Source organism: Streptomyces sp. NPDC044044, assembly GCF_056434405.1.
Genome location: NZ_JBWKFG010000005.1, coordinates 46,552 through 68,163, shown reverse-complemented (window position 1 = coordinate 68,163; position 21,612 = coordinate 46,552). Strand labels below are relative to the sequence as shown.

28 protein-coding genes are annotated in these 21,612 nt (G+C 69.1%); 8 read left to right on the top strand and 20 right to left on the bottom strand.

What is annotated here, in order from left to right; all coding sequences use genetic code 11:
* Positions 1–64: 64 nt before the first annotated feature.
* A complete protein-coding gene (locus AC07AG_RS19895) occupies positions 65–787 on the bottom strand; it encodes a TetR/AcrR family transcriptional regulator (RefSeq protein WP_478756387.1) in 723 nt (240 codons plus the stop codon).
* Positions 788–1,084: 297 nt separating this feature from the next.
* Here AC07AG_RS19895 and AC07AG_RS19890 point away from each other — a divergent pair, with 297 nt between their 5' ends.
* Positions 1,085–2,071 (top strand): ABC transporter ATP-binding protein, encoded by a 987-nt coding sequence (locus AC07AG_RS19890; RefSeq protein WP_478756386.1) that lies wholly within the window; start codon positions 1,085–1,087, stop codon positions 2,069–2,071.
* Positions 2,064–2,810 carry an ABC transporter permease gene (locus AC07AG_RS19885; RefSeq protein ID WP_478756385.1) on the top strand — a complete coding sequence of 249 codons (747 nt, stop codon included), beginning with the start codon at positions 2,064–2,066 and terminating at the stop codon, positions 2,808–2,810. Before AC07AG_RS19890 ends, AC07AG_RS19885 begins: the two co-directional genes overlap by 8 nt.
* Positions 2,811–2,832: 22 nt before the next feature.
* On the opposite strand, the gene AC07AG_RS19880 is transcribed toward AC07AG_RS19885, so the two are convergent.
* The 3 genes from AC07AG_RS19880 to AC07AG_RS19870 form a co-directional block, all read right to left on the bottom strand.
* On the bottom strand, positions 2,833–3,711 hold the full coding sequence (locus AC07AG_RS19880; protein WP_478756384.1) for a hypothetical protein: 879 nt from the start codon (positions 3,709–3,711) through the stop codon (positions 2,833–2,835).
* Positions 3,712–3,735: 24 nt separating this feature from the next.
* Entirely contained in the window at positions 3,736–5,976 is a 2,241-nt protein-coding gene (locus AC07AG_RS19875; RefSeq protein WP_478756383.1) for a phosphotransferase, read from the bottom strand.
* Positions 5,977–6,140: 164 nt separating this feature from the next.
* Positions 6,141–6,593: a hypothetical protein gene (locus AC07AG_RS19870; protein ID WP_478756382.1), complete on the bottom strand. Its 453-nt coding sequence runs from the start codon at positions 6,591–6,593 to the stop codon at positions 6,141–6,143.
* A gap of 15 nt (positions 6,594–6,608) precedes the next feature.
* On the opposite strand from AC07AG_RS19870, the gene AC07AG_RS19865 reads away from it, so the two are divergent.
* Positions 6,609–6,791, top strand: coding sequence for a hypothetical protein (locus tag AC07AG_RS19865; protein ID WP_478756381.1), 183 nt, complete (start codon positions 6,609–6,611; stop codon positions 6,789–6,791).
* On the opposite strand, the gene AC07AG_RS19860 is transcribed toward AC07AG_RS19865, so the two are convergent.
* Both AC07AG_RS19860 and AC07AG_RS19855 read right to left on the bottom strand, forming a co-directional pair.
* The gene (locus AC07AG_RS19860; protein WP_478756380.1) at positions 6,782–7,570 is read right to left on the bottom strand and encodes an HAD family hydrolase; all 789 of its coding nucleotides are present in this window, start codon (positions 7,568–7,570) and stop codon (positions 6,782–6,784) included. The two genes, AC07AG_RS19865 and AC07AG_RS19860, sit on opposite strands and share 10 nt — an antisense overlap.
* Positions 7,519–8,412 carry a GntR family transcriptional regulator gene (locus AC07AG_RS19855; RefSeq protein ID WP_478757026.1) on the bottom strand — a complete coding sequence of 298 codons (894 nt, stop codon included), beginning with the start codon at positions 8,410–8,412 and terminating at the stop codon, positions 7,519–7,521. The genes AC07AG_RS19860 and AC07AG_RS19855 overlap by 52 nt, the downstream gene beginning before the upstream one ends.
* A 125-nt stretch (positions 8,413–8,537) precedes the next feature.
* Here AC07AG_RS19855 and AC07AG_RS19850 point away from each other — a divergent pair, with 125 nt between their 5' ends.
* On the top strand, positions 8,538–8,726 hold the full coding sequence (locus AC07AG_RS19850; protein ID WP_478756379.1) for a hypothetical protein: 189 nt from the start codon (positions 8,538–8,540) through the stop codon (positions 8,724–8,726).
* 39 nt (positions 8,727–8,765) lie between these two features.
* Here AC07AG_RS19850 and AC07AG_RS19845 read toward each other — a convergent pair whose 3' ends face one another.
* On the bottom strand, positions 8,766–9,677 hold the full coding sequence (locus tag AC07AG_RS19845) for a FadR/GntR family transcriptional regulator (RefSeq protein ID WP_478756378.1): 912 nt from the start codon (positions 9,675–9,677) through the stop codon (positions 8,766–8,768).
* 207 nt (positions 9,678–9,884) lie between these two features.
* On the opposite strand from AC07AG_RS19845, the gene AC07AG_RS19840 reads away from it, so the two are divergent.
* Positions 9,885–10,070, top strand: coding sequence for a hypothetical protein (locus AC07AG_RS19840; RefSeq protein ID WP_478756377.1), 186 nt, complete (start codon positions 9,885–9,887; stop codon positions 10,068–10,070).
* Positions 10,071–10,153: 83 nt separating this feature from the next.
* On the opposite strand, the gene AC07AG_RS19835 is transcribed toward AC07AG_RS19840, so the two are convergent.
* Together AC07AG_RS19835 and AC07AG_RS19830 are read right to left on the bottom strand one after the other, a co-directional pair.
* The gene (locus AC07AG_RS19835) at positions 10,154–11,131 is read right to left on the bottom strand and encodes an asparaginase (protein WP_478756376.1); all 978 of its coding nucleotides are present in this window, start codon (positions 11,129–11,131) and stop codon (positions 10,154–10,156) included.
* Between the two features lie 62 nt (positions 11,132–11,193).
* A complete protein-coding gene (locus tag AC07AG_RS19830) occupies positions 11,194–11,814 on the bottom strand; it encodes an RsiG family protein (protein ID WP_478756375.1) in 621 nt (206 codons plus the stop codon).
* A 178-nt stretch (positions 11,815–11,992) separates the two neighbouring features.
* Between AC07AG_RS19830 and dtd the strand changes: the two genes are divergently transcribed.
* Positions 11,993–12,430, top strand: coding sequence for a D-aminoacyl-tRNA deacylase (gene dtd, locus AC07AG_RS19825; protein ID WP_478756374.1), 438 nt, complete (start codon positions 11,993–11,995; stop codon positions 12,428–12,430).
* 29 nt (positions 12,431–12,459) lie between these two features.
* On the opposite strand, the gene ygfZ is transcribed toward dtd, so the two are convergent.
* The 3 genes from ygfZ to AC07AG_RS19810 all read right to left on the bottom strand — a co-directional run bounded on the left by ygfZ (position 12,460) and on the right by AC07AG_RS19810 (position 14,561).
* Positions 12,460–13,425: a CAF17-like 4Fe-4S cluster assembly/insertion protein YgfZ gene (gene ygfZ, locus AC07AG_RS19820; protein ID WP_478756373.1), complete on the bottom strand. Its 966-nt coding sequence runs from the start codon at positions 13,423–13,425 to the stop codon at positions 12,460–12,462.
* A 34-nt stretch (positions 13,426–13,459) separates the two neighbouring features.
* Positions 13,460–13,915 (bottom strand): Fur family transcriptional regulator, encoded by a 456-nt coding sequence (locus AC07AG_RS19815; RefSeq protein ID WP_478756372.1) that lies wholly within the window; start codon positions 13,913–13,915, stop codon positions 13,460–13,462.
* A 73-nt stretch (positions 13,916–13,988) separates the two neighbouring features.
* Positions 13,989–14,561: a heme-binding beta-barrel domain-containing protein gene (locus AC07AG_RS19810; protein WP_478756371.1), complete on the bottom strand. Its 573-nt coding sequence runs from the start codon at positions 14,559–14,561 to the stop codon at positions 13,989–13,991.
* Positions 14,562–14,854: 293 nt separating this feature from the next.
* On the opposite strand from AC07AG_RS19810, the gene AC07AG_RS19805 reads away from it, so the two are divergent.
* The gene (locus tag AC07AG_RS19805) at positions 14,855–15,217 is read left to right on the top strand and encodes a DsrE family protein (RefSeq protein WP_478756370.1); all 363 of its coding nucleotides are present in this window, start codon (positions 14,855–14,857) and stop codon (positions 15,215–15,217) included.
* Between the two features lie 31 nt (positions 15,218–15,248).
* On the opposite strand, the gene AC07AG_RS19800 is transcribed toward AC07AG_RS19805, so the two are convergent.
* The 8 genes from AC07AG_RS19800 to AC07AG_RS19765 form a co-directional block, all read right to left on the bottom strand.
* On the bottom strand, positions 15,249–15,515 hold the full coding sequence (locus AC07AG_RS19800) for a DUF3099 domain-containing protein (RefSeq protein WP_478756369.1): 267 nt from the start codon (positions 15,513–15,515) through the stop codon (positions 15,249–15,251).
* Positions 15,516–15,607: 92 nt separating this feature from the next.
* On the bottom strand, positions 15,608–15,895 hold the full coding sequence (locus AC07AG_RS19795) for a DUF1416 domain-containing protein (protein ID WP_160505842.1): 288 nt from the start codon (positions 15,893–15,895) through the stop codon (positions 15,608–15,610).
* 52 nt (positions 15,896–15,947) lie between these two features.
* Positions 15,948–16,793: a sulfurtransferase gene (locus tag AC07AG_RS19790; protein ID WP_478756368.1), complete on the bottom strand. Its 846-nt coding sequence runs from the start codon at positions 16,791–16,793 to the stop codon at positions 15,948–15,950.
* A gap of 163 nt (positions 16,794–16,956) precedes the next feature.
* The gene (locus AC07AG_RS19785; RefSeq protein ID WP_351007875.1) at positions 16,957–17,037 is read right to left on the bottom strand and encodes a putative leader peptide; all 81 of its coding nucleotides are present in this window, start codon (positions 17,035–17,037) and stop codon (positions 16,957–16,959) included.
* A gap of 203 nt (positions 17,038–17,240) precedes the next feature.
* Positions 17,241–17,996 carry an LmeA family phospholipid-binding protein gene (locus AC07AG_RS19780; protein ID WP_478756367.1) on the bottom strand — a complete coding sequence of 252 codons (756 nt, stop codon included), beginning with the start codon at positions 17,994–17,996 and terminating at the stop codon, positions 17,241–17,243.
* 146 nt (positions 17,997–18,142) lie between these two features.
* Entirely contained in the window at positions 18,143–19,375 is a 1,233-nt protein-coding gene (locus AC07AG_RS19775; protein ID WP_478756366.1) for a hypothetical protein, read from the bottom strand.
* Between the two features lie 8 nt (positions 19,376–19,383).
* Positions 19,384–19,638 (bottom strand): MoaD/ThiS family protein, encoded by a 255-nt coding sequence (locus AC07AG_RS19770; protein WP_160505846.1) that lies wholly within the window; start codon positions 19,636–19,638, stop codon positions 19,384–19,386.
* Positions 19,632–20,507 (bottom strand): alpha/beta hydrolase, encoded by an 876-nt coding sequence (locus AC07AG_RS19765; RefSeq protein WP_478756365.1) that lies wholly within the window; start codon positions 20,505–20,507, stop codon positions 19,632–19,634. The genes AC07AG_RS19770 and AC07AG_RS19765 overlap by 7 nt, the downstream gene beginning before the upstream one ends.
* 263 nt (positions 20,508–20,770) lie before the next feature.
* Between AC07AG_RS19765 and AC07AG_RS19760 the strand changes: the two genes are divergently transcribed.
* On the top strand, positions 20,771–21,595 hold the full coding sequence (locus AC07AG_RS19760; protein ID WP_478756364.1) for a winged helix-turn-helix transcriptional regulator: 825 nt from the start codon (positions 20,771–20,773) through the stop codon (positions 21,593–21,595).
* Positions 21,596–21,612: the final 17 nt, after the last annotated feature.

Sequence of the window (21,612 nt, the reverse complement as noted above, 5' to 3'; positions counted from 1 at the left end):
CCGACGACCCACCACCCACGGCCTACGACCCACGGCCTACGACCCACGGCCAACGGCCAACGACCTACCGATCCCCCACCAACACAGCCACCCCATCCAGCACCCGCCCGATCCCGAACTCGAACTCCATGGGCTCGGCGTCCGCGACGTCGAGGACCCCCGCCGCGAGGGTCCGCCGCAACGCCGGAAACCGTTCGGGGTCGGTCGAGGTCAGCGCGTCGATCGTGCGCGCGTACTGCCGCATCACCTCGTCGGGCTCCTGGCCCCCCGCCCTCATGGCCCCGTCCAGATCGGCCATCAGCGTGACCTCGTTGCGCACGAACCCGCCCACCAGCATGAGCACGGACAGCTTCCAGCCCTCCTCGAGACCGCTGTCGTCGAGCGCCGCGAGCCCCTGCTCCATCCACTCCAGATAGTGGGGTGAAGCGGGCGGCGAGGTGATGGGGATGCGCACGAGCCACAGATTGCGCCGGAAGACCTCGCGCTGGGCCCGCGCCCACCACTCCAGGCGCGCACGCCACCCCGCGACCTCCGGGGGCATCTCGGGCGGAGCCCCGGTAGCGGCGTCCTGCATCAGGACGTACAGCTCGTCCCGGGAGGAGACGTACCGGTAGAGGGACATCGGCGAGGCGCCGAGCGCCTTGGCCACCCGCCCCATCGTGACCGCGCCGATCCCCTCCGATGCGGCGATGGCGATGCCCGCGTCGACGATGCGGTCAAGACTCAGGCCGGGCTTGGGCCCCTTGGACGGCCGCTCACGCAACCCCCATGCGGTCTCAAGGCTCACGGACAGCCCCGTGCCACCTTCACCCTGCGCACCTTCACTCCGCGCACCTTCGCCCTGCGCACCTTCACTCCGCGCACCTTCGCCCTGCGCACCTTCACTCCGCGCACCTTCACTCCGCGCGCCTTCGCCCCGCGCACCTTCGCCACCTACCGCCATAGCCCGCCGCCGCCTCCTCCTGAGCTGCCGTGCTTGACGCACATCGTAGTTCTGCGTAACCATTACTCAGTAATGCGTAGGTCATACGCAATAGACGATGACGCGGCGAGAGCGAGAGCGCCACACCCTCCAGGAGCACACATGCAACCCACCGCCATCGAGGCCAAAGCCCTCACCAAGACGTACGGCGACCCCGGCGACCGCAAGGCAGTCCCCGTCCTGCGCGGCATCGACCTCCACGTCCCGCCCGGCACCGTCTTCGCCCTCCTCGGCCCGAACGGCGCAGGCAAGACGACGGCCGTCCGCATCCTCACCACGCTCACCACCCCCGACGCGGGTACGGCGCGGGTGGCGGGCCACGACATCCGTACGGGGCGGCGCGAGGTCCGCCGCGCGATCAGCCTCACCGGCCAGTTCGCGGCGGTCGACGAGACACAGACCGGCGCGGAGAACCTCCGCATGATGGCGAGGCTCGCGGGCCTGCCCCGCCCGGCGGCCCGCGCCAGGGCAGCCGAACTCCTGGCCCGCTTCGGCCTCACGGAGGCGGGCGACCGCCTGGTCCGCACGTACTCGGGAGGCATGCGCCGCCGCGTGGACCTGGCGGCGGGCCTCGTGGGCGACCCGGAGGTCATCTTCCTGGACGAGCCGACGACGGGCCTGGACCCGCGCAGCCGCCAGGAGATGTGGGAGGTGGTGCGGGACCTCACGGCGCAGGGCACGACGGTCTTCCTGACCACCCAATACCTGGAGGAGGCGGACCAACTGGCGGACCACATAGCGGTGCTGCACGAGGGAGTGATCGCGGCGGAAGGCTCACCGTCGACGCTGAAATCCCTGGTGTCGGGCCACCGCCTGGACGCAACGGTCACCACCAAGGAGGCCTACCTGCGCCTCGCCCCCAGGGCGACACACCACTCCCCCGAGACGCTGACGCTCGGCTTCCCGACGGACGGCACAGCGAACGACGCACGAAAACTACTGACGGAACTCGACCCGCACCACACCGACTTGGCAACGTTCACCATCCGCACGGCAACGCTGGACGAGGTCTTCCTGTCCCTCACAACCCCGTCAACCCCACCGAACCCACCGAACCCACCGCTGCCGAAAGGGCTGACCCATGCCTGAGGCCCTGATCATGACCGGCCGGGCGATCCGCATCAGCCGCCGCAACGTGGACGCCCTGATCACATCCATGGCGCTCCCGGTGATGCTCCTGCTGATCTTCGTCTACTTCTTCGGCGGCGCCATCAAGACGGACACGCAGTCGTACGTCACGTACGTGGTCCCGGGAGTCCTCCTCCTCTGCGCCGGCTTCGGCTCCTCGAACACGGCGACAGCGGTGACGGAGGACCTGAAGGGCGGCATCATCGACCGCTTCCGCTCCCTGGACATCGGCGGCACACACATCCTGACGGGCCATGTCATCGCCTCGGTGGCCCGCAACCTCATCGCCACGACCCTGGTCCTGGCGCTGGCCTTCGCCATCGGCTTCCGCCCCTCGGCGACGCCGGCGGCCTGGCTCGCGGCGACAGCGATCCTCCTGGCCTTCATCCTGGCCCTGTCCTGGCTCTCGGCAACGGTGGGCCTCCTGGCCAAGTCCCCGGAGGCGGCGGGAGGCTTCACCTTCTTCGTGAGCTTCCTCCCCTACCCGAGCAGCGCCTTCGTGGAGACCTCGACCATGCCGGACTGGCTCCGCCCCTTCGCCGACAACCAACCGGTGACGCAGGTCATCGACTCCCTGCGGGGCCTGCTCCTCAACCAGCAGGTGGGTCATACACCTTGGGTGGCCCTGGCCTGGTGCGCGGGGATCCTCGCCGTCTCGGTGGGGGCTTCGGGGGTGTTGTTCAGGAGGCGGACGGCGTGAACCTGAAGCGGGAAACCCCGGCTCACTGGCGCCACGAAGGCGTGGCCGCCAGCTTCCACACCCCCTCGAAGTGACTGATCTGCGTCGCGACCGCCGTCTCGGCGGCAGCCGTCCCCTCCTTCCGGGAGCGGACGGCAAGATCCGTGTTGTATCCCTTGGGGTCGTAGACCTCGCAGTCGGGATCCTGCAGGGGCATGGTGGCGACCACGTCGTAGGGGCCGCAGAGCACCAACTCCTTGTTGAAGATGCAGACTTTGTCCCGCGGATCTCCGTTGTAGAGCCGGTACTCGCACTGGGCCGTCACCCTGCCGTCAGCGGTCAGCCGGTCAGCGAGCCGGGAAAGAATCTGGTCGTACTCCCTGCACTTGGCCTCCAACCGCGCCCGGAACTCCGGGTAGTCGACGGGCTTGCCGTCGGGGCCGACGCGCGAGGGAACCGCCATCTCACGCCCGAAGTCCGGTATCAGCATCCTGATCGACACCCGCTTTGTGGGCCCAGGGTCGTCCAGCAGGCTCTCGAGCCGGTGATACAGCTCGTTGTAAAGCGTCTCTCCCGTGTAGCCGAGGAAGCAGATCTCCACTTTCCTGGATTCGAATGCCTCGCCCACAAGACTGCCCAGGTCACGGGAGTTGACCAGCCCGCGGTCCGGAGGGCGAGAGGAGACAGCGAGCTCCTGGACCGCGTTGTACAGCACATATCCGACCAGGCTGAGCAGCGCTCCCCCCAGAAACGCCTGGCCCTCCAGAGCGTCACCGACCGGCTTCACGAACTGCGCGGTCAGCCCGGTGACAAAGATGCCGAGCAGCAGGACACGCGTAGCCGCCGACTCGTACCGAGCCCTGTATCTACGAAACCACGCGCCTAAGCCACTGCCCGCTGCCCCGTTCACCGTTCCTGCCACGCGAGCCCTCCCCCGAGCATGCCTCTACGGCATCGACCTCAACACTCCATGCTGACCGTGCGGAAGAGCACGGGCAAGGTAGGGATTGGCCGTTGGGCTGGCCCGGAGCCCCCGGAGCCCCAGGGACGCCTTCGCCGCGGCCAAGGTCATCGCGTACGAGTCGACGGCACGCTGCACATTGGGGGCGTCCAGATCGGCGCCGGTCACCAGTCTGTCGAGGTCCACGTAGGCCGACCGGACCCCCTCGATCCAGCGGTAGACCGGCCAGTCGTCCTTCCACCCCTCCGTGCACTCCGGCGGAAGGCAGCCGACCCAGCGGGCGAACATGCGCTGCCTGATCTCAGGACGGGTCGGGGTCAGATGCATGTGGCGGACCAGGTCGTAGAGCGGGTCACCGACCATCGCCATCTCCCAGTCGATGACGGTGAGTGGTCCGCTGGCACCGTCATGCCGTACGAGATTCCAGGGGTTGAGATCTCCGTGCAGCAGCGAGGGCCGGCGCGGCGTGAGCTGGTGACGGCTCAAGAGCTCCCACAGCCGGTAGCTGTCCGGCAGACCTAGCTCCCTGGCCAGCTTCTGCGACTCCTTGGGCAACTCACGTACCAGTCGCGCCAGTTCGTCGCAGAGCCACGGGTAGAAGTCCGTCCTGCCGACCGTGGGGTCCAGCTGTTCGGTCCCGATGCGGGCCAACGCGCCCAGCTGGTCGACCAGATGGTCGGCCTCGGCGGGGCGCAGACCGTCCACGGGGTGCTCCGGGGGCAGGTCTCCGGCACCCGGCCCTTCGTAGGAGTGGATCGCGAACTGATCGTGCAAATGACTGGCGCCCAGGGCCAGTACGCGGGGCGCCCGAACCGGCTCTCCCGATTCCTCGATGACCTTCAGCACCGCGTGCTCGCTGAGGATGCTGCGCTCACGGCGCTCCGCGGAGCTCAGTTTGCGCCGGACCACGACCGGAAAATCGATCGCGCGCACCCTGACCACCGTATTGAGGTGGGCCGTCCCCTTGAAGACCTGGGAGGCCGGGGCAGCGCCCTCCTCGATCAGCGCTTCGAGTACGGCGGACCGGGGGAACGCGCGGTGCTCCGGCACGCGTTCGTTCGGCTCCCAGCAGATCGGAGTCGCCTGCCGCACGCCATCGGCCCGTCCACCGAACCGGGCGGCCTGCCAGCGGAAAAGGACCCCCCGAATCTCTTCCTCGTCCGGCACGTTCGGCAGCTGAAGCGGAACAGCCGCGACTTCCAGCGCCTCGCGCACCGCACGGGTCGCCCCGTCGAGGCTCTTGCGGTCGGACGACCCACCCAGCGACTTGGCGGCGCGCATGACGTCCGGGTAGACGGACTGGCCGTGCTCGAAGGCGACGTAGTGATCCAGGTCCCGGGACAGTCCGTTGACCGCCCTTGGTCTGACCTCCTCCATCGCCGCTGCCCAGGCCTCGATCACTTCGCTCCACTGATCTTCCGGGTACCGCATACGGACGAGGTGCGTCGCCAGGTCGTGCAGCGGATCGCCGAAGGTGGCGAGCTCCCAGTCCACGCAGATCAGCGGTGGATCACCGCCGTAGGAGAAGATCACGTTGTCGCGGTGCAGGTCCGTGTGGAGGAGGCTGTAGGGGCGGCGGGCCATGCTGGGCACGCGCTCCGCCAGCCTGAGCAGCGCGTCGTCGGGAATGCCGAGCGCGGCGAAGAGGCCACCGAACTCAGCCCAGTTGGGCTGCCGGATCTGGCGCTCGGCGAGCTCGGCGAGTGTCCGCAGGAACGTCGGCCCGCCCTTGTCTATACGGGGCCAGTCCGCCGGCAGTGGAGGCAGCGCCTCCCTGCGCACCCGGGCCATCTGCGCGAGCAGTCCGGCCAGGGCCTTGATCAGCAGGGAGTCGACCGGTTTGCCGTTCTGGCAGATGCTGGAGAACGGCACGCCCTCCACATAGCTGTGCACCGCGGAGTCGCCTCGCTTGGCCAGGAACTCCGGCACGTGGGGCAGCACGCCCTTGATGGCCCGCAGGATCTCCGACTCGTCCTGCCAGGTCCGGATGACGACCGGCAGCGCGTCCCGCATCCGCATCCGCACGGTGACGGGCCGCCCGGGATAGCGGTCGACCAACCGGGCCATGGATTCCGTCAGGGGAAGCACATAGTTCAGGTTGTGGTGGCCACGGGTCATCGTCCCGTGCCGCAAGGCGTGCTCGACGAATCCGTCGTAAGGGTCGGGAGTTGCATGCTCCTCCGCGGATACCTGGGGCGGGGGACAGGGCACAGATGACACGCCCACGGGCCGCTCCTGGATAGTCACGCGATAGAGGCGAAAGTGATGCACACCCTAGTGGTGCATGAGGACACTCACGACGCGTGAGCGGTAAACGATGGGCTCAACGAGGTAAGCGCCACTCCTAGGGGGCGTGACGTTCGAAGAGCTTCCGCCGCGTGCCGTATCGCTTACGGCTTGGCCAGCAGTTCCCAGCAGGAATCGAACCAGCTCTGCATGCTGTCGACGAAGAGGGACCCCTGCGATTCCGGCCTCTCGTCCCGCACATAGTGGGTGAGGGCCGAGCCGAGTCCGAGCACGTCCAGGGCGTCGATCTCCTCGCCGTCGTCCAGCTGGATGCGGCGCTCGATCACCTCGTACGGACCGTGCAGCGCCTCGGCGCCATTGAGCAGGTAGAGCTTGAACGCGGGGGTCAGGGGCACGTGGCGCACCGCTACGTTCACCTCCGGCACCAGTCCTTCGGTGTGCAGGTCCCGCAGTGCGTTGCTCAGCGATGCCGTGTGCCGCCGTGTGATGTCGCGCAGGCGCTGCTGTGGACGCGGGTCGGCGGGGTCGTCCTTGACGCGGGGGTACGGAAGTTGGACGGAAAGTTGATCGCTTCGCTGGTTCGACCGGCGAACCAAGAGGGGTGGGGACCCATGATCTTCTTCCAGCTGCTCTCGGCCGTCATCGGCTTCGGGATGGAACAGCTGCTTCAGTCGCGCTACGGCAGCCTGGGGATCCTCGCCCTGGTGCTGCTCGGCATCGGTATACGGGCGGAGAACAAGACCTGCCTGTCCGCATCGGCCATGATCTTCTTGCTCCTGATGGCTCAGGCCTGACTCCGCAACACCTGCAGCACCGGCTCCAGCGAACTCACCACACAGGCTGCCCCCGCATTCTTCAGCAGCTTCGCCTTGCGCTCGTTACGCGCGTAGCCCAAGAAGTCCACTCCCGCCGCCAGCGCCGCTTCGTAGTCCGTGGGGGCGTCGCCGATCATCAGTGCCGCCGCGGGTTTTGCGCCCATCGCGCTGAGGGCCCGGTGGAGGCAGTGCGGGTGGGGCTTGAGGAGGTGGAGGTCCTGGGTGCGGCCGTAGATGTGCGGGTCGAAGCAGCGCTGGAGGCTTCGGCCCTCGAGGTAACGATTCACCGCCCGCGGCGAGTTGTTCGTGGTGACGGCCAGGCGCGAGCCCATCGCGTGCCACGTCATGATGAGCGGATCCGCGTACTGCGTGGGCCACGCCGATGCCACCGCCGTCAGCTCCTGCTGGGTGAGACGTTCCTCCAGCTCGGCCACCAGATCGCTGCCGGGGTGCCTGCGGTCGACCGCGCGCAGGACCGCGTGCGGGTCCGGCTCCGCACGCTCCTCCTCGGTCAGCAACCCCCGCAGCCCCCGCTCCTCGAGCCAGCGGACCTGATCACTCGCGATCCGCTCGGCCGAGTGCCCGGCGAACAGCCGGCAGATGGGTCCGTCGAAGTCGAAGAGTACGAAGCGGGCGCGCTTGATCAGTTCCCGCAGTTTTTCTGTCTCTTCTGCCATCCGCTCAGTCTGCGTCGTATCAGGAGTCACTAAGAGAGTGTCAGCTCCGTCGCGATGGTTGCCCAGAGCGCGTCGAACCATTTCTGGGACTCTTCCACGAACGCGGCATCCCGCGGCGCCGCGTCCTTCTCGAAGGAGAAGAGCGGGGATCTCAGCCCCGAGACGTCGAACGCCTCCACCTCCGCGCTGTCCACGTCCAGCATGCTGCGCTCGATCGTGTAGTAGGCGAGGAGCGCCTCCCGCTGGTTGAGGAGGTACAGCTTCACCGGCGGCGTGAACGGCAGCGCGCGGAACGAGACGTCCACGTCGATGCCGTGCGAGGACCGCAGCGCGCGCAGGTTGTGGCGCAGGACCTGGCCCTGGGTGTTGCGCAGCGCCAGCCACCGCCCATGGACCTTGCCGCCCTCGTCCTTGCCGCTGGTCGGGCGGGGGAAGGCCAGGTCGATGTCGCTGCTGGGGAGCATGATCCGCACGCTGATCGACTTGGGGTGGATGAGTCCCTCGTGGATGTGCCGCACCGGCTCCCCCAGCGCGATCATCAGCGTCTCCGCCGTGTACGAGACCACGTCTATGCGCACCTGGGGCTCCGAGAACGCCGCCGCGAGCCTCGGCGCGAGGCCGACCATCGACGCCTGCGGTTCCACGCCTGCCGACGGCGCCGCCCCCGGTGGCTCCGCCGCGATCCGCGGCGGGCTGCCCTTGCTCACGTTGGCAAGGAGGCCGTCGCTCTGCAGCGTCTTCAGCGCCTGGCGCACCGTCCCCCGTTCCACGCCGAACTCCTCCGCGAGCACTGCTTGCGTGGGGAGGCGGTCGCCCGGTTTGAGGTCGCCGGAGCGGATGCGGTCGCGGAGGGTGTCGGCGATGTCCTGGGGGGTGAGTTTTCTGCTGCCGTTCACTGCAACGTTCTCCTGGGTCACGACCAGACGATACAACTCCGCACCATCTCAGGGCAGTTGTCTTGAAGTTGTTTATGTTGTGGGACCAAGTGGGGACAACTTAAGTGAAGTTGGTTGCCAACTCATCCGAGATGGCAGAAGGGGGAACCATCATGGCCGTCCTTGCCCTCCTCGCAGCCGCGTTCGCCATCACCATCGAGCAGTTCGTGCAGTGGCAGTACGGGGCCACCGGCCTCATCGGACTTCTGCTGCTGACCATCGGGATCAAGGCGAAGAGCCCCACCTGCAGCTCCATCGGCGCCGTCGTTCTGGCACTGATGATGACCGGCCCCGCGATCTAGCCCCGCGATCCAACCCCGCGATCCAGCCGCGCGCCAGCTCTAGCCGCGCGCCAGCTCCAGGTCCTGGCTGATCGTGCCCCACAGCGCGTTGAACCACAGATGCGACTGCTCCACGAACGTCGTGTCCCGCAACCCGTCGCCCTGGTGGAAGGGGAAGAGCATCGACTGCGCGCCCTGGGCGTCGTACATCTCCAGCGGCTCGTGGTCGATCTGCTCGCTCTGTTTGGCGAGGGTGTAGTACGCGAAGAGTGCCTCGGAGCCGTTCAGGAGATACAGCTTCACCGGCGGCGTGAACGGCAGCGCGCGGAACGAGACGTCCACGTCGATGCCGTGCGACGACCGCAGCGCCTGGAGGTTGTGGCGGAGCACCTGCCCCTGTGCGTTGCGCTGGTCGAGCCACCGCCTGTGCACCTGCCCGCCCTCGTCGTCCCCGCTGACCACCGGCGCGGGGAAGGCGAGGTCGATGCTGCGGCTCGGCAGCAGGACGCGGACGGAGACCTTGGCCGGTTTCCGCTGCCCGGCGTGAATCTGACGGAGCGGTTCGCCGATCGCCATCGTGAGCGAGATGGACGTCAGGCAGAGCGCGTCGATCTCCACGTGGTCGGCCTCGAACGCGGCCGCGATGCGCGGGGCAAGACCGACCATGGTGGGCTGCGGCTTGACGCCGCCGGGCCCGGACAGCGCGTGCTTCGAGTTCTCGGCGACCGTGGCCGGGCTCCCCTTGGACACGTTCGCCAGCAGGTTCTCTCCCTGCAGCGTGCGCAGCGCCTCACGTATCGCGCCGCGCTCGACACCGAACTCGTCGGCCAACTCGGCCTGCGTAGGCATGCGTTGGCCCGGTCGAAGCAACCCGGACCTGATCCGGTCGCGCAACTCGTCGGCCACCTCGCGGTGAGACCTGTGCGGCCTCTTCAACCCATTGACTGGTGCAGGATCCGGGCTCACAACCAAACAGTACAACTTCGCGCCATCTTTGGGGAGTTGCTCGGAAGGTGGTTATGAATCGAGCCATCGCGGAGATAACTCAGGTGAAGTTGGTAGCCAACTTAGGCAACCTGGCAGGAACCCTCAGGGGTTGGCCGCCAGCCACTGCCCACCGGAAGGCCGCCAACCTGATGGGCCGGGGCCCGACAGCCCCGTCCCGAAAGGGGGAACGTCATGCCGCTCATCGCCATCGTCATCGCCGCCCTCGCCATCGGATTCGAGCAGCTCATCCAGTGGAAGTACGGACCGATGGGCATCGTCGCCTTCGTCCTGCTGACCGTGGGCATCAAGGCCAACAACATCAAAATCAGCGGCGTCGGGGCTGCGATCCTCGTCCTGCTGCTCGCCCAGTCGGGCTGACAGAGCTGGCTGACCGGGCTCCCATCCGGAGGGGAGCCGGGAGTCCGGTCAGCCACCAACCGAAGAGATCCAAGAGATCCGCGCTAGAACGCCGCGCGGATCTCCCCCACCTCGGCGGCGCCGCCCAGCAGGGGCGCGCGGCCGACCCGGGCGAGAACGTCCGCCTCCACGCCCGCCAGCCGCAGCGCACGGGCCAGGACGGGGCCAAGGGCCCGTATCCCCCCGTCGTCCACCTTGAAGGCCAGCGCACGGCCGTCCGGCAGCGCGAACGCCTGGACCGCCTCGGCGCCCATCTTGGAGAGCGCACCGGGGATCTCCCGCATGAGCCAGGTGTCGGGGCGGCGCGTGCCCGCGACGTACTCGGGGTGGGCCCGCATCGCGTCCGCGACCCGGCGCTCGGCCGAGCCCTCGGGGGCGAGGACGAAGTGACGGAAGGCGCGGGCGAGGCCGGTCAGGGAGATCGCCATCAGGGGCGCGCCGCAGCCGTCCGTGCCGACGGCCGCCACCTTCTCCCCCGCCGCTTCCTCGACCACCTGGAGGATCAGCTGCTGGAGGGGGTGGGCCGGGTCCAGGTACGAATCCGTGGGCCAGCCGTTGAGCTCGCACACCGCCAGCATCGACGCGTGCTTGCCGGAGCAGTTCATCGTGACCCGGTCACGAACGGCACCCGCTGCCAGATAGGTCTCGGCCTCGACCGCGTCCAGCGGGAGGTCCGGCGGGCACTGCAGGTCCGCCGCCGTCAGGCTGTGCTCGGCCAGCATCTTCTGGACGAGGTCCCGGTGGAAGGTCTCCCCGGAGTGGCTCGCCGCGGTCAGCGCGAGCCGCTCGCCCGCCAGGTCGAGCCCCGCCCGCAGCACCGCCGCCGCCTGCATCGGCTTGTTGGCGGACCTCGGGAAGACGGGGGCCGTGACGTCCCCCATCGCAAGATCCACGCTGCCGTCCGCAGCGAGCAGCACCAGGCTTCCCCTGTGACGGCCCTCCACGAAGCCGGAACGTACGACCTCGGCGAGGACCGGGGATATGACAGGGGTGGCGGTGGACTCGGCGGACGTCGAGGTCATCTTCGGCCTTCCGGGGCGGGGGGTGGCGCGACGGCCGCCCGCGAAAGGCCGGGATCACCGGGTCACGAGAGCAGGTCGTCTACTTGTGCTTCACCTTCACGGTACCTGCGGGCGATCTCCGCGCTGCAATCGTCCGCCGTGCGCTGCAGCTGCTGGCGGCGCCGGGAAACCTGCTGTTCGTAGCGGATGAGCCGCCCCATGGCCGTGTGCAGCTCGTCGTCCGTACGCGCGTCCAGGTCGGAGAGCTCGACCTCGGCGAGCATCTCCGTGGCCAGGAGGCCGTACTCCGCGCTGTGCGGCGTGCCCAGCGTCACGTGCCGGGCCGACGAGCGGTGCCGGGCGGGCCCGTCCGTGAGGATCTCCGAGAGCCGGTGCACCAGCGGCCCCTCGGGCCCCGGCGCCGACGGGTCCTTGCGGCGCGCGACCTCCGCCCGCAGGATGTCGATCCGCCCCTGGAGCAGGCGCCGGACATAGCTCAGGTCCGCCTCGTTCTGCTGCGCGTCCCTGCGCAGCTCACGCAGCTCGCGCAGGAGCAGCGTGGCCAGGTCGTGCTCGGGCTGTTCGGAAAGGACCGCACTGCCCGTGCGCTGCATGGGCGGCCGCGGCACGTTCGTACGTCGCGCAGCGCTCATGCGGGTCAGCGACACAGGTCCGGGCGGCTGCCCCGTACTGGATGTGCTCATGTGGCTCTACCGTCCCCTCGACCGGCGCGGTACACCGCGTGTGAGCATGGTGCCACCACCAGTGGCCGCTATGTGAGCGAGTGGCCCCATTCGGCCCCAGATGGGGGGTTCAGGCCAACCTCTCGGGCGGCGCATCCGGCGTCATCGCCGCCGTACGGAGCACGGCATGATGGGCCATATGCGTGCTGTGGTGCAGAGGGTGGACGGAGCGAGCGTCGTCGTCGAGGGCGAGAACGGCCCCGAGACGGTCGGCGAGATCAACGGCGAGGGACTGTGCGTCCTGGTGGGCGTGACCCACGAGGACACCAAGGAGAAGGCGGCCCAACTGGCCCGCAAACTCTGGTCCGTTCGCATGCTGACCGACGAGAAGTCCTGCTCGGACATCGACGCCCCGCTGCTGGTCATCAGCCAGTTCACGCTGTACGGCGACGCGCGCAAGGGCCGCAGGCCCACCTGGAACGCGGCCGCGCCCGGCGATGTCGCCGAGCCCCTCGTCGACGAGGTGGTGGCCCAACTCCGTTCGCTGGGCGCGACGGTGGCCTGCGGCCGCTTCGGCGCGCAGATGCGGGTCTCGCTGACCAATGACGGGCCGTTCACGGTGCTCCTGGAGATGTGACCGCCCGCCCACCCGATTGCCCCGCAGCGCTACGGCTCGACCACGACCTCCTGCGCCGCGGCCGTCGTCCCCGCCAGCAGCCCCGCGTCCAGCGGCACGTTCCGCTTCACCAGGGCAAGGGCGATCGGGCCCAGCTCGTGGTGGCGTACGGCGGTCGTGATGAAGCCCAGCTTCCGGCCCTCCTCGCCCTCCGAGGCGAGGCGCAGCTCCGTCCCCGCCACCGGCAGGTGCACCTCGCTGCCGTCCAGGTGCAGGAAGACCAGGCGGCGCGGCGGCTTGCCCAGGTTCTGGACGCGGGCCACCGTCTCCTGGCCGCGGTAGCAGCCCTTCTGCAGATGCACCGCCGTACCGATCCAGCCCAGCTCGTGCGGGATCGTGCGGTGGTCCGTCTCGAAGCCGAGCCGCGGCCTGTGCGCCTCCACGCGCAGCGCCTCGTAGGCGAGGATGCCGATCGCGGGGCCGTTCTCGGCGGCGTACGACTCCAGGGAGGCACGCGGCAGGAACAGGTCGCGCCCGTGCGCGGTCTCCCGTACGACGACACCGTCCCCCACCGGCGCGATCGAACCGGCCGGCAGATACACGACCGCGAACTCGTCCGTGCGGTCGGCGACTTCGACCCGGTTGAAGAACTTCATGCTCTCCAGATACGCGACAAGCGCGTCCTGCGTGCCGGGCTCGACGTGCGCCCAGACGGTCTCGCCGTCGTCGACGAGATAGAGGGCGTGCTCGATGTGGCCGTGCGCGGAGAGGATCAGGGCTTCGGTGGCCCGGCCGACGGGCAGCTCGGTCACGTGCTGCGTGAGCAGCAGGTGCAGCCAGCTCAGCCGGTCGGGGCCGGAGACGGAGACGACACCGCGGTGCGACAGGTCGACGAGACCGGTGCCGTCGGCGAGGGCGCGCTGCTCACGGAACAGGTCGCCGTAGTGGGCGGCGACGCCTTCGTCCACGCCCTCGGCGGGGACGGCGCCGGGCAAGGACAGGAGGGGGCTCTTCATGTTCACCCACACTACGACCCGGTGGCGGCCGTTCTTATTCCTCGACGCCGTCGGCGGCCTTGGCGCCCCTGCCGGAGCAGTTCTCGCAGCGGCCGAAGATCGCGAAGTGCTTCAGATCCGTGTCGAAGCCGAACGTGTCCCGCAGTTTCGCGGTGAACTCGGCGGCCACCGAGACATCCGCCTCGATGACGTTCGTGCAGTCCCGGCACACCAGGTGCATGTGGTGGTGGCGGTCCGCGAGGTGGTACGTCGGAGCCCCGTGCCCCAGGTGGGCGTGGCTGACGAGGCCGAGCTCCTCCAGGAGCTCCAGGGTCCGGTACACCGTGGAGATGTTGACCCCCGACGCCGTCTTGCGCACTTCGCAGAGGATGTCGTCGGGGGTCGCGTGCTCAAGGGTGTCGACGGCTTCGAGGACCAGCTGACGCTGCGGCGTCAGGCGGTAGCCGCGCTGTCGCAGGTCGCTCTTCCAGTCGGAATCGGTGCTCGCCACACAGGCAGTCTAGGCCCACCGGCCCCAGGACCTGCTGGGAGAAGCCGACGGCCTGCTTGAAGAAACCGACGGCCTACTTGAAGAAGGCGATGCCGTCGTCCGGCAGATCGCCCAGGCCCCTGGCCATCTCGGCGACGTCCTCGGGCGAGACGACCTTCTTCAGCTGCGCCGACATGTACGGACGGAGCGGCACCTCGGGGGTCTGCTTCTCGCCGACCCACATCAGGTCGCCCTTCACGTACCCGTACAGACGCTTGCCGCCGGTGTACGGGCCGGAGGCGGCCGTACGGGCGACCGCGTCCGTGACCAGGTCGATCTGCGGCTTCTGGTCGGCGAGCTCGCCGTACCAGACCTCGACGACGCCGTCGTCGCGCACCATCACGGTCTCGACCTTGCGGTCCTTGTCGATGCGCCAGAAGCCCGACTCGGACTCCAGCGGCTTGACCTTGTTGCCGTCGGCGTCGAGCACCCACGTGTGCGAGTGGTACTCGATGAAGTCCCGCCCGTCATGGGAGAAGGACACTTCCTGGCCGAAATTCGCCTTCTCGGCGCCGGGGAAGTCGGTGACGCCCGCGCCGGCCCAGTTGCCGAGGAGCCAAACGAGGGGCACGAGGTCGGGGTGCAGGTCGGACGGAATCTCGATCATGGGAAGCTCAGGCGATCTCTAGGTGACGTACGGGGCGTACGAGCGTACGGGGCTCAGCGCTGACCCTGGTACAGCTTCTTCACGGACAGTCCGGCGAACGCGATGACGCCGACGCAGACCAGAACCAGCAGGGCGGAGAAGAAGGCCTCAAGCACGGGGTGCTCCTCGGTGAGCTATTGGGGCAGGTATCAGAGCCGCTCCCACTCTAGTCGTGCGCGGCCCGCCCCTCTCTGCGAGGTGGCCTTACGGGTGGTGGCGCAGGGGGTGACAGGGCGTGGCCTTACGATGCCGCCATGGCGAAGAAGCTCGTGATCAAGGTGACCGCCGGGGCCGACGCACCCGAGCGCTGCTCGCAGGCGTTCACGGTGGCGGCCGTGGCCGTGGCCAGCGGCGTGGAGGTCTCCCTCTGGCTGACCGGTGAGTCCGCGTGGTTCGCGCTGCCGGGGCGCGCGGCGGAGTTCGAACTGCCGCACGCGGCACCGCTCCCCGACCTGATCGACTCGATCGTGGCCGCCGGACGGATCACGCTCTGCACCCAGTGCGCGGCGCGCCGCGAGATCACCGAGAAGGACGTGATCGACGGGGTGCGGATCGCGGGCGCGCAGGTGTTCGTGCAGGAGGCCATGGCGGACGGGACCCAGGCGCTCGTCTACTGAGTTCTCCGCCGCTGGGTGGTCCGCTGTCGGTCTACTGACGCGGCGGCCGCCGCTTCCCGTCCAGCTCGTCCCACCACTCGTCGGACTTCGAGTCCCCCGAGGGGTCGTCCCACCAGCGGTCGTCGGGACCGCGCCGGTTGGCGACCATGGCCGCGACCGGCGGGATCACCATCGCCACGACGCACATGGCGACCGCGGCGGGAATCGACCAGAGCCGTACGACACCCCACGCCAGGACGAAGAGGGCGATGCACGTCCCCATCATGGCGAAGTAGGCGTGCCGCCTTCGCGCGTACATGGATCCAGCGTAAGCCGAAGAGCCGCACCCCGTTCCAAGTGGCGTCCAACCCCCTGGGGTGCGGCTCTCCGGCCGTCAGTGATCCGCGGTCGTCAGACCGCGATCGCGACCTCCGCGAGGCCGCCCGTCTGCGCCACGACCGTACGGTCGGCCGTGCCGCCCGGGATCAGGGCGCGCAGCGTCCACGTGCCCTCGGCCGCGTAGAAGCGGAACTGGCCGGTCGCCGAGGTCGGGACCTCGGCGGTGAACTCGCCGGTCGAGTCGAGCAGGCGCACGTAGCCGCTGACGGGTTCGCCGTCGCGGGTCACCTGGCCCTGGATGGTGGTCTCGCCGGGCTTGATCGTCGAGGCGTCGGGTCCGCCGGCCTTCGCTCCACACATATGCGTTCGTCCTTAGCTGGTCACTGCGGGGGTTCGGGGAGGGTGTGGTGACTTACTTGTTGGCGCCGAGCTCGATCGGGACGCCGACGAGGGAGCCGTACTCGGTCCAGGAGCCGTCGTAGTTCTTGACGTTGGTCTGGCCGAGCAGCTCGTGCAGGACGAACCAGGTGAGCGCCGAGCGCTCACCGATGCGGCAGTACGCGATGGTGTCCTTGGCCAGGTCGACCTGCTCGTCCTCGTAGAGGGCCTTGAGCTCGTCGTCCGACTTGAAGGTGCCGTCGTCGTTGGCGTTCTTCGACCACGGGATGTTGCGCGCGGACGGGACGTGGCCCGGACGCTGCGACTGCTCCTGCGGAAGGTGCGCCGGGGCGAGCAGCTTGCCGCTGAACTCGTCGGGCGAGCGCACGTCGACCAGGTTCTGGGCGCCGATCGCGGAGACGACGTCGTCGCGGAAGGCGCGGATCGAGGTGTCCTGCGGCTTGGCCTTGTACGAGGTGGCCGGGCGGCTGGGAACCTGGTCGCCGTCGACGAGGTCGCGGGAGTCGAGCTCCCACTTCTTGCGGCCGCCGTCGAGGAGCTTCACGTCCTGGTGGCCGTAGAGCTTGAAGTACCAGAAGGCGTAGGACGCGAACCAGTTGTTGTTGCCGCCGTAGAGGACGACGGTCGTGTCGTTCGCGATGCCCTTGCCGGACAGGAGCTTCTCGAAGCCCTCCTGGTCGACGAAGTCGCGGCGGACCGGGTCCTGGAGGTCGTCGGTCCAGTCGATGCGGATCGCGTTCTTGATGTGGTTCTTGTCGTACGCGGAGGTGTCTTCGTCGACCTCGACGATGGCGACCTTCGGGTCGTCGATGTGGGCCTCGACCCAGTCGGCGTCTACCAGGACGTCGCTGCGGCTCATACTTCTTCTCCTCCGGGGCAGTTGCGGCGGGGCTGCGGTGCTGTGCGAGGGGGTGCCGGGTACGGAACGAAATGCACGGATGCGTCGAGTCGCGCTGTACGGCGGCACGGGGTGGCCCTGACGTGGTCAACGGGCCGGGGGATACGGGAGTCGGAGCTCCCGCTCAGAAGGTGCGACAGAGCATGGCGGCGACGCGGCACAGGTCTACTGCCCGCCGCTTCGTGAGGTCCGCCTGTCGCTGCATGCGTCCGATCGTAAGGACGCAAGGGCTGCCGTGTCACCGGCGTGTCGGATGATGAGACGGGATCATCCACGATGTGGGATTGATTGAACGACGAAGCCGTCCGCGCGGGGGCGGAGGGCTCCGTTCACCCGCGCCGCATCCATCGCGCGGACGGCTCTGTCTCGTACTGCGGAACGGCCGCTGTTCACGGCCCCGCCGGGGGATCAGCCCGCGAGCTTCACGTTCGTGCCCTTGACGGAGATGTCCACGCCGTCCTCGGCCGGCGTCACCTCGTCGATCTTGATGCCGCCCGGCAGGCCGCTGACCTTCTCCTCGAAGTCGGTCACATCGCGGACCAGACCCTCGGGGAGGGGGATCGAGACGCCCATGACCTCGAACTTCTTCGGGATCTCGTCGGCGTTCACCTTGATCGTGTCGTCCTCGACCCGGACCGAGCTCAGCACGTGCACCGGCTTGGGCAGCTTCGTGCCGCCCTTGCTCACCTCGACCTCGACCTTGATCTTGCCGTCGCCGCCGTCCGAGAGCCCGACCACCTTGCCGGTGGCGCCGAGGGGCAGTTTGACCGGCGGCTCGCCCTGCGCCTCCTTGAGCAGCTCGTCGTACGAGATCCGGGCCGTGCCGGTGGCCTTGTCGGCGGTGGCGGAGCTGTAGTCGCCGGAGAACTCGACGCCCTGCATGCGGGCGTTCAGATCGGCGATGCGGATCTTGTCGGAGCCGGAGGTGGCGTCGTAGTCCTGGATGCCGATCTCGACGTCGTCGAGCGTGCCGCCCGCGACCTGCGTCAGGAAGGGAAAGCCCTTGATGGAGACGTCGGGTGTCTCGCTCAGCCCCTCGCTGGTCCGCAGCTTCTCCGCCGCCTCGTCCTCCGCGAAGCCCACCGCGAGACGGTCGGCGCCCACGAAGAGGCCCCCCAGGATCACGACGACGGTCAGAGATATTCGTACGGCGCGCTTGCTCATGTCCGGTGTTCCCCCACCTTGTGCCCCCGACTCAACTGTCTTTTGCCGCGAGCCTAAAGGACAGGTCCCCGGCGGGAGAGCCCGACCGGGGACCTGTCGATCAGCTGTGACGATCAGCCGTGACGATCGGCTTCCGCCGTCAGCCGTCAGCCGATGGCACGTCCCAGGACGTAGACGGCCGGGGCGGCCGCCGCGAGCGGCAGGGCGACACCCGCCGTCATGTGCACGAAGCGCGACGGATAGTCGTAGCTGGCCACGCGGTGGCCGATCAGCGCGCAGACACCGGCACCGAGGCCGAGCAGTGCACCCTTGCTGCCGAAGTCCGTCGTACCGCCGACGGCGATGCCCGCTCCGGCGGCGGCGAGCAGCGCGACGACCACGGAGGCGGGCGTCGGCAGGGGCAGCGCGCGGGCGATCACGGCGACCGCGACGGCGATGCCGCCCACCGTCACGGCGTCGTCCGACGCCGCGAGATGCCCGGTCGCGATGATCGCGAGGGCGGCGGACACGACGGTCGCCATCAGCCCGTACATCCGCTCGTCGGCGGATGCGCGGCTGCGCAGCTGCAGGACGAGCACGAGCAGCACCCACACGCCCAGGGTGCCCAGGATCGCGGCGGGCGCGTGCGCCTTGCCGGTGACGAGCAGCGCGATGTCGGCGACGACACCGCCCATGAAGGCGAGCGCGATGCCCTGCCGCGCGGGCCACATCCCGTTGAGCCGGAACCATCCGGCGGCGGTGACGGCCTGCAGCAGGATGAGGGGGACGAGGAGTGCGTACTGCCCGATGGCGGCCGTAACCGCCAGCAGAAGCCCGAGGACGGCGGTCAGCGCGGCGGGCTGGATCCCCGGCTCTATGACCGGCGACCGCCCTTCGGCACGGGCGCGCTGGGCGTCGGTGACGCGGGGGTTGCCGGTGGTGGTGGCGGGGCCGTAGGTGGTGGGGTCGGCTTCGGGCTCGGGCTCCGCCCCGGCCATGGGCAGGTGGGCATGGCCACCAAGGCTGCCGGGTTCGGCGTGAGCAGCGGCGGGCTCCGAAGGCAACGGCTGCCCATAGGCCTGCGGGGGCAGATAGGCCGTATCCGTCACGTCCACCACGGGAGAGGGCTGGACCTGCGTGTCCCAGGTCTGCCCCTCCCACTGCTGGGTGTACGAGTCCTGGGCGTACGGCTGCTGCTGCGGGGGGTACTGGTACTGCTGCTGAGCGGCGTACTGCTGCTGCTGCTCGGAGGGATAGCCCTGCTGCTCAGGAGCGTAAGGCTGCTGCTGCTGCTCAGGAGCGTAAGGCTGCTGCTGCTGCTCGGGGGCAGGGGGATATTCCTGGCGGTAGGGGTCGTAGTCCACGTACCCCTCGTACCCCTGATATCGCGGATCGCTCATGTCGCTGCTCACCCTCCTGCGAACGGCGGGAGCACCTCGACCGTGCCGCCCTCGGCCAGCCGTACCGTCTCATGCCCACGGGTACCCACGGGGTCGCCGTCGATGAGGAACGAGCATCGCCGCAGTACACGGACCAGCTCACCGGGGTGTCGCTCGCGTGCCGCGTCCAGCGCCTCGGCGAGCGTCGTCGCGGCGTACGGCTCCTCCGCGACGCCTGCGGCTGCTTTGGCCGCGGCCCAGTAACGAATGGTGCCGTTCACCATGGCAGCTCCTCTCGGTCGGCGGTTGCCGACGTCCATGATGCCGTGGCCCACTCGGCGATCCGACCGAGCAGGGCGTCGTCCGCCGCGTTCTCCGCGTGCCCCATGCCCTCCTCCAGCCACAGCTCCGCCCCGCCCCGCGCGGCGGCGGCCAGCATCCGGGGGTGGTCCACGGGGAAGTACGGGTCCCGGTCGCCGTGCACGATCAGGAGCGGCGTGGGCGCGATCAGCGGGACCGATTCCACCGGCGAGAGGGGAACGGGGTCCCACTCGTGCGGGTGGATCCGCGTGCGCAGACCGAGGCGGCCCACCACGCGCCCCAGGGGACGCGTGACGACCCAGTGCAGCCGCCGCATCGGCGCCGTCCCCCGGTAGAACCAACGTGCCGGAGCGCTCACGGCGATCACCGCGTCAACCCGCGCTTCCGTGCGCCCCCCGTGCTCGGCCCCGGCGAGCGCCGCGTGCCGGAGCACCACGGAACCGCCCATCGAGAAACCCACGGTCACCACGCGCGCGTGGCCCAGCGAGCGCGCCCACTCCACCGCGGCCGCCAGATCGAACACCTCGCGGTCGCCGACCGTGGAGAGCCCGCCGGACGCCCCGTGCCCCCGGAAAGAGAACGTGATCACGGCCGCACGCTGGGCGAAGACCCCCGCGGCGCGGCGCACGTGCGGCCGGTCGAGGCCGCCGGTGAAGCCGTGCGCGAGCACGATCGCGAGCTCTCCCGCGGGGTCGGGCCCGGGGTCGTACGCGGCCTCGATGCCGACCCCGTCCTGTGTACGGAGCGTTGCGCTCCGTTGAACGCGGGAAGGAGGGCGAGTGATCGGCGGCACAGAAGATCCCGCCGCTTGGCCTGCCGGACCGGAAGTCATGTGGGCTATTCTCCTTGGCAGAGGATCCGGGCAGCGAAGCCCCCGGGTCCTTTCGTGCTTTCCGAAGCTTTGTATACGGCCGGTCGCATCGGTCGTCACGAAGTGGGGAAACCGCACGTGGGGATCCCAGGGCGCGGGCTCCCCGCCGCAGTACTCAGTACGAAGCAGTGCCGTAAACGTCCTCGCAGGGACCGAGGAGGAACCGACGTTATGGGCGAGCGAACCGTGCACAACCGTAGGACGACCCAGGCAGGTGGGCGGCGATGAGTTCTCTGCTGCTCCTTACCAATGCCCTTCAGCCGTCGACGGAGGTGCTTCCCGCCCTCGGCCTGCTGCTGCACAACGTGCGGGTGGCCCCCGCCGAAGGCCCGGCCCTCGTCGACACCCCTGGTGCCGACGTCATCCTGATCGACGGCCGCCGTGACCTCCCGCAGGTCCGCAGCCTCTGCCAGCTCCTCCGCTCCACGGGACCCGGCTGTCCACTCGTCCTCGTCGTCACGGAGGGCGGCCTCGCGGCCGTCACCGCCGACTGGGGCATCGACGACGTACTCCTCGACACGGCAGGTCCTGCCGAGGTCGAGGCGCGTCTGCGGCTCGCGATGGGCCGCCAGTCGATCACCGCCGACGACTCCCCCATGGAGATCCGCAACGGCGATCTCTCCGTGGACGAGGCGACGTACAGCGCGAAGCTCAAGGGCCGGGTCCTGGACCTGACCTTCAAGGAGTTCGAGCTGCTCAAGTACCTGGCGCAGCACCCGGGGCGCGTCTTCACGCGGGCCCAGCTGCTCCAGGAGGTCTGGGGCTACGACTACTTCGGCGGCACGCGGACGGTCGACGTCCACGTACGGCGCCTTCGCGCGAAGCTCGGTGTCGAGCACGAGTCGCTCATCGGCACCGTCCGGAATGTCGGCTATCGCTTCGTGACGCCGGAGAAGGTCGAACGTGCGGCCGACGAAGCCAAGAAGAAGGCGGCCACTCCGCCGGCCGAGGGCGAGCACAGGGAGCAGCACAGGGAGATCCCGAAGCGGGACGCGGCACCCGCCGCGTCCGCGCCGAAGGAAGCTGCCGTACGCCCTGCCCAGCGGTAGTTCCATCCGCGTAGACT

Excerpts from the sequence above, each read along its gene's own strand:
- AC07AG_RS19840 (WP_478756377.1), top strand. The coding sequence starts at position 9,885 with ATGCCGCTCATCGCCATCGTCATCGCCGCCCTCGCCATCGGATTCGAG.
- AC07AG_RS19860 (WP_478756380.1), bottom strand. The coding sequence starts at position 7,570 with ATGGTTCGACGCGCTCTGGGCAACCATCGCGACGGAGCTGACACTCTC.
- AC07AG_RS19805 (WP_478756370.1), top strand. The coding sequence starts at position 14,855 with ATGGCGAAGAAGCTCGTGATCAAGGTGACCGCCGGGGCCGACGCACCC.
- AC07AG_RS19850 (WP_478756379.1), top strand. The coding sequence starts at position 8,538 with ATGGCCGTCCTTGCCCTCCTCGCAGCCGCGTTCGCCATCACCATCGAG.
- AC07AG_RS19785 (WP_351007875.1), bottom strand. The coding sequence starts at position 17,037 with ATGCAGCGACAGGCGGACCTCACGAAGCGGCGGGCAGTAGACCTGTGC.
- AC07AG_RS19810 (WP_478756371.1), bottom strand. The coding sequence starts at position 14,561 with ATGATCGAGATTCCGTCCGACCTGCACCCCGACCTCGTGCCCCTCGTT.
- ygfZ (WP_478756373.1), bottom strand. The coding sequence starts at position 13,425 with ATGAAGAGCCCCCTCCTGTCCTTGCCCGGCGCCGTCCCCGCCGAGGGC.
- AC07AG_RS19765 (WP_478756365.1), bottom strand. The coding sequence starts at position 20,507 with ATGACTTCCGGTCCGGCAGGCCAAGCGGCGGGATCTTCTGTGCCGCCG.
- AC07AG_RS19800 (WP_478756369.1), bottom strand. The coding sequence starts at position 15,515 with ATGTACGCGCGAAGGCGGCACGCCTACTTCGCCATGATGGGGACGTGC.
- AC07AG_RS19770 (WP_160505846.1), bottom strand. The coding sequence starts at position 19,638 with ATGGTGAACGGCACCATTCGTTACTGGGCCGCGGCCAAAGCAGCCGCA.
- AC07AG_RS19795 (WP_160505842.1), bottom strand. The coding sequence starts at position 15,895 with ATGTGTGGAGCGAAGGCCGGCGGACCCGACGCCTCGACGATCAAGCCC.
- AC07AG_RS19890 (WP_478756386.1), top strand. The coding sequence starts at position 1,085 with ATGCAACCCACCGCCATCGAGGCCAAAGCCCTCACCAAGACGTACGGC.
- AC07AG_RS19830 (WP_478756375.1), bottom strand. The coding sequence starts at position 11,814 with ATGAGCACATCCAGTACGGGGCAGCCGCCCGGACCTGTGTCGCTGACC.
- AC07AG_RS19780 (WP_478756367.1), bottom strand. The coding sequence starts at position 17,996 with ATGAGCAAGCGCGCCGTACGAATATCTCTGACCGTCGTCGTGATCCTG.
- AC07AG_RS19760 (WP_478756364.1), top strand. The coding sequence starts at position 20,771 with ATGAGTTCTCTGCTGCTCCTTACCAATGCCCTTCAGCCGTCGACGGAG.
- AC07AG_RS19885 (WP_478756385.1), top strand. The coding sequence starts at position 2,064 with ATGCCTGAGGCCCTGATCATGACCGGCCGGGCGATCCGCATCAGCCGC.
- AC07AG_RS19790 (WP_478756368.1), bottom strand. The coding sequence starts at position 16,793 with ATGAGCCGCAGCGACGTCCTGGTAGACGCCGACTGGGTCGAGGCCCAC.
- AC07AG_RS19775 (WP_478756366.1), bottom strand. The coding sequence starts at position 19,375 with ATGAGCGATCCGCGATATCAGGGGTACGAGGGGTACGTGGACTACGAC.
- AC07AG_RS19865 (WP_478756381.1), top strand. The coding sequence starts at position 6,609 with ATGATCTTCTTCCAGCTGCTCTCGGCCGTCATCGGCTTCGGGATGGAA.
- AC07AG_RS19835 (WP_478756376.1), bottom strand. The coding sequence starts at position 11,131 with ATGACCTCGACGTCCGCCGAGTCCACCGCCACCCCTGTCATATCCCCG.
- dtd (WP_478756374.1), top strand. The coding sequence starts at position 11,993 with ATGCGTGCTGTGGTGCAGAGGGTGGACGGAGCGAGCGTCGTCGTCGAG.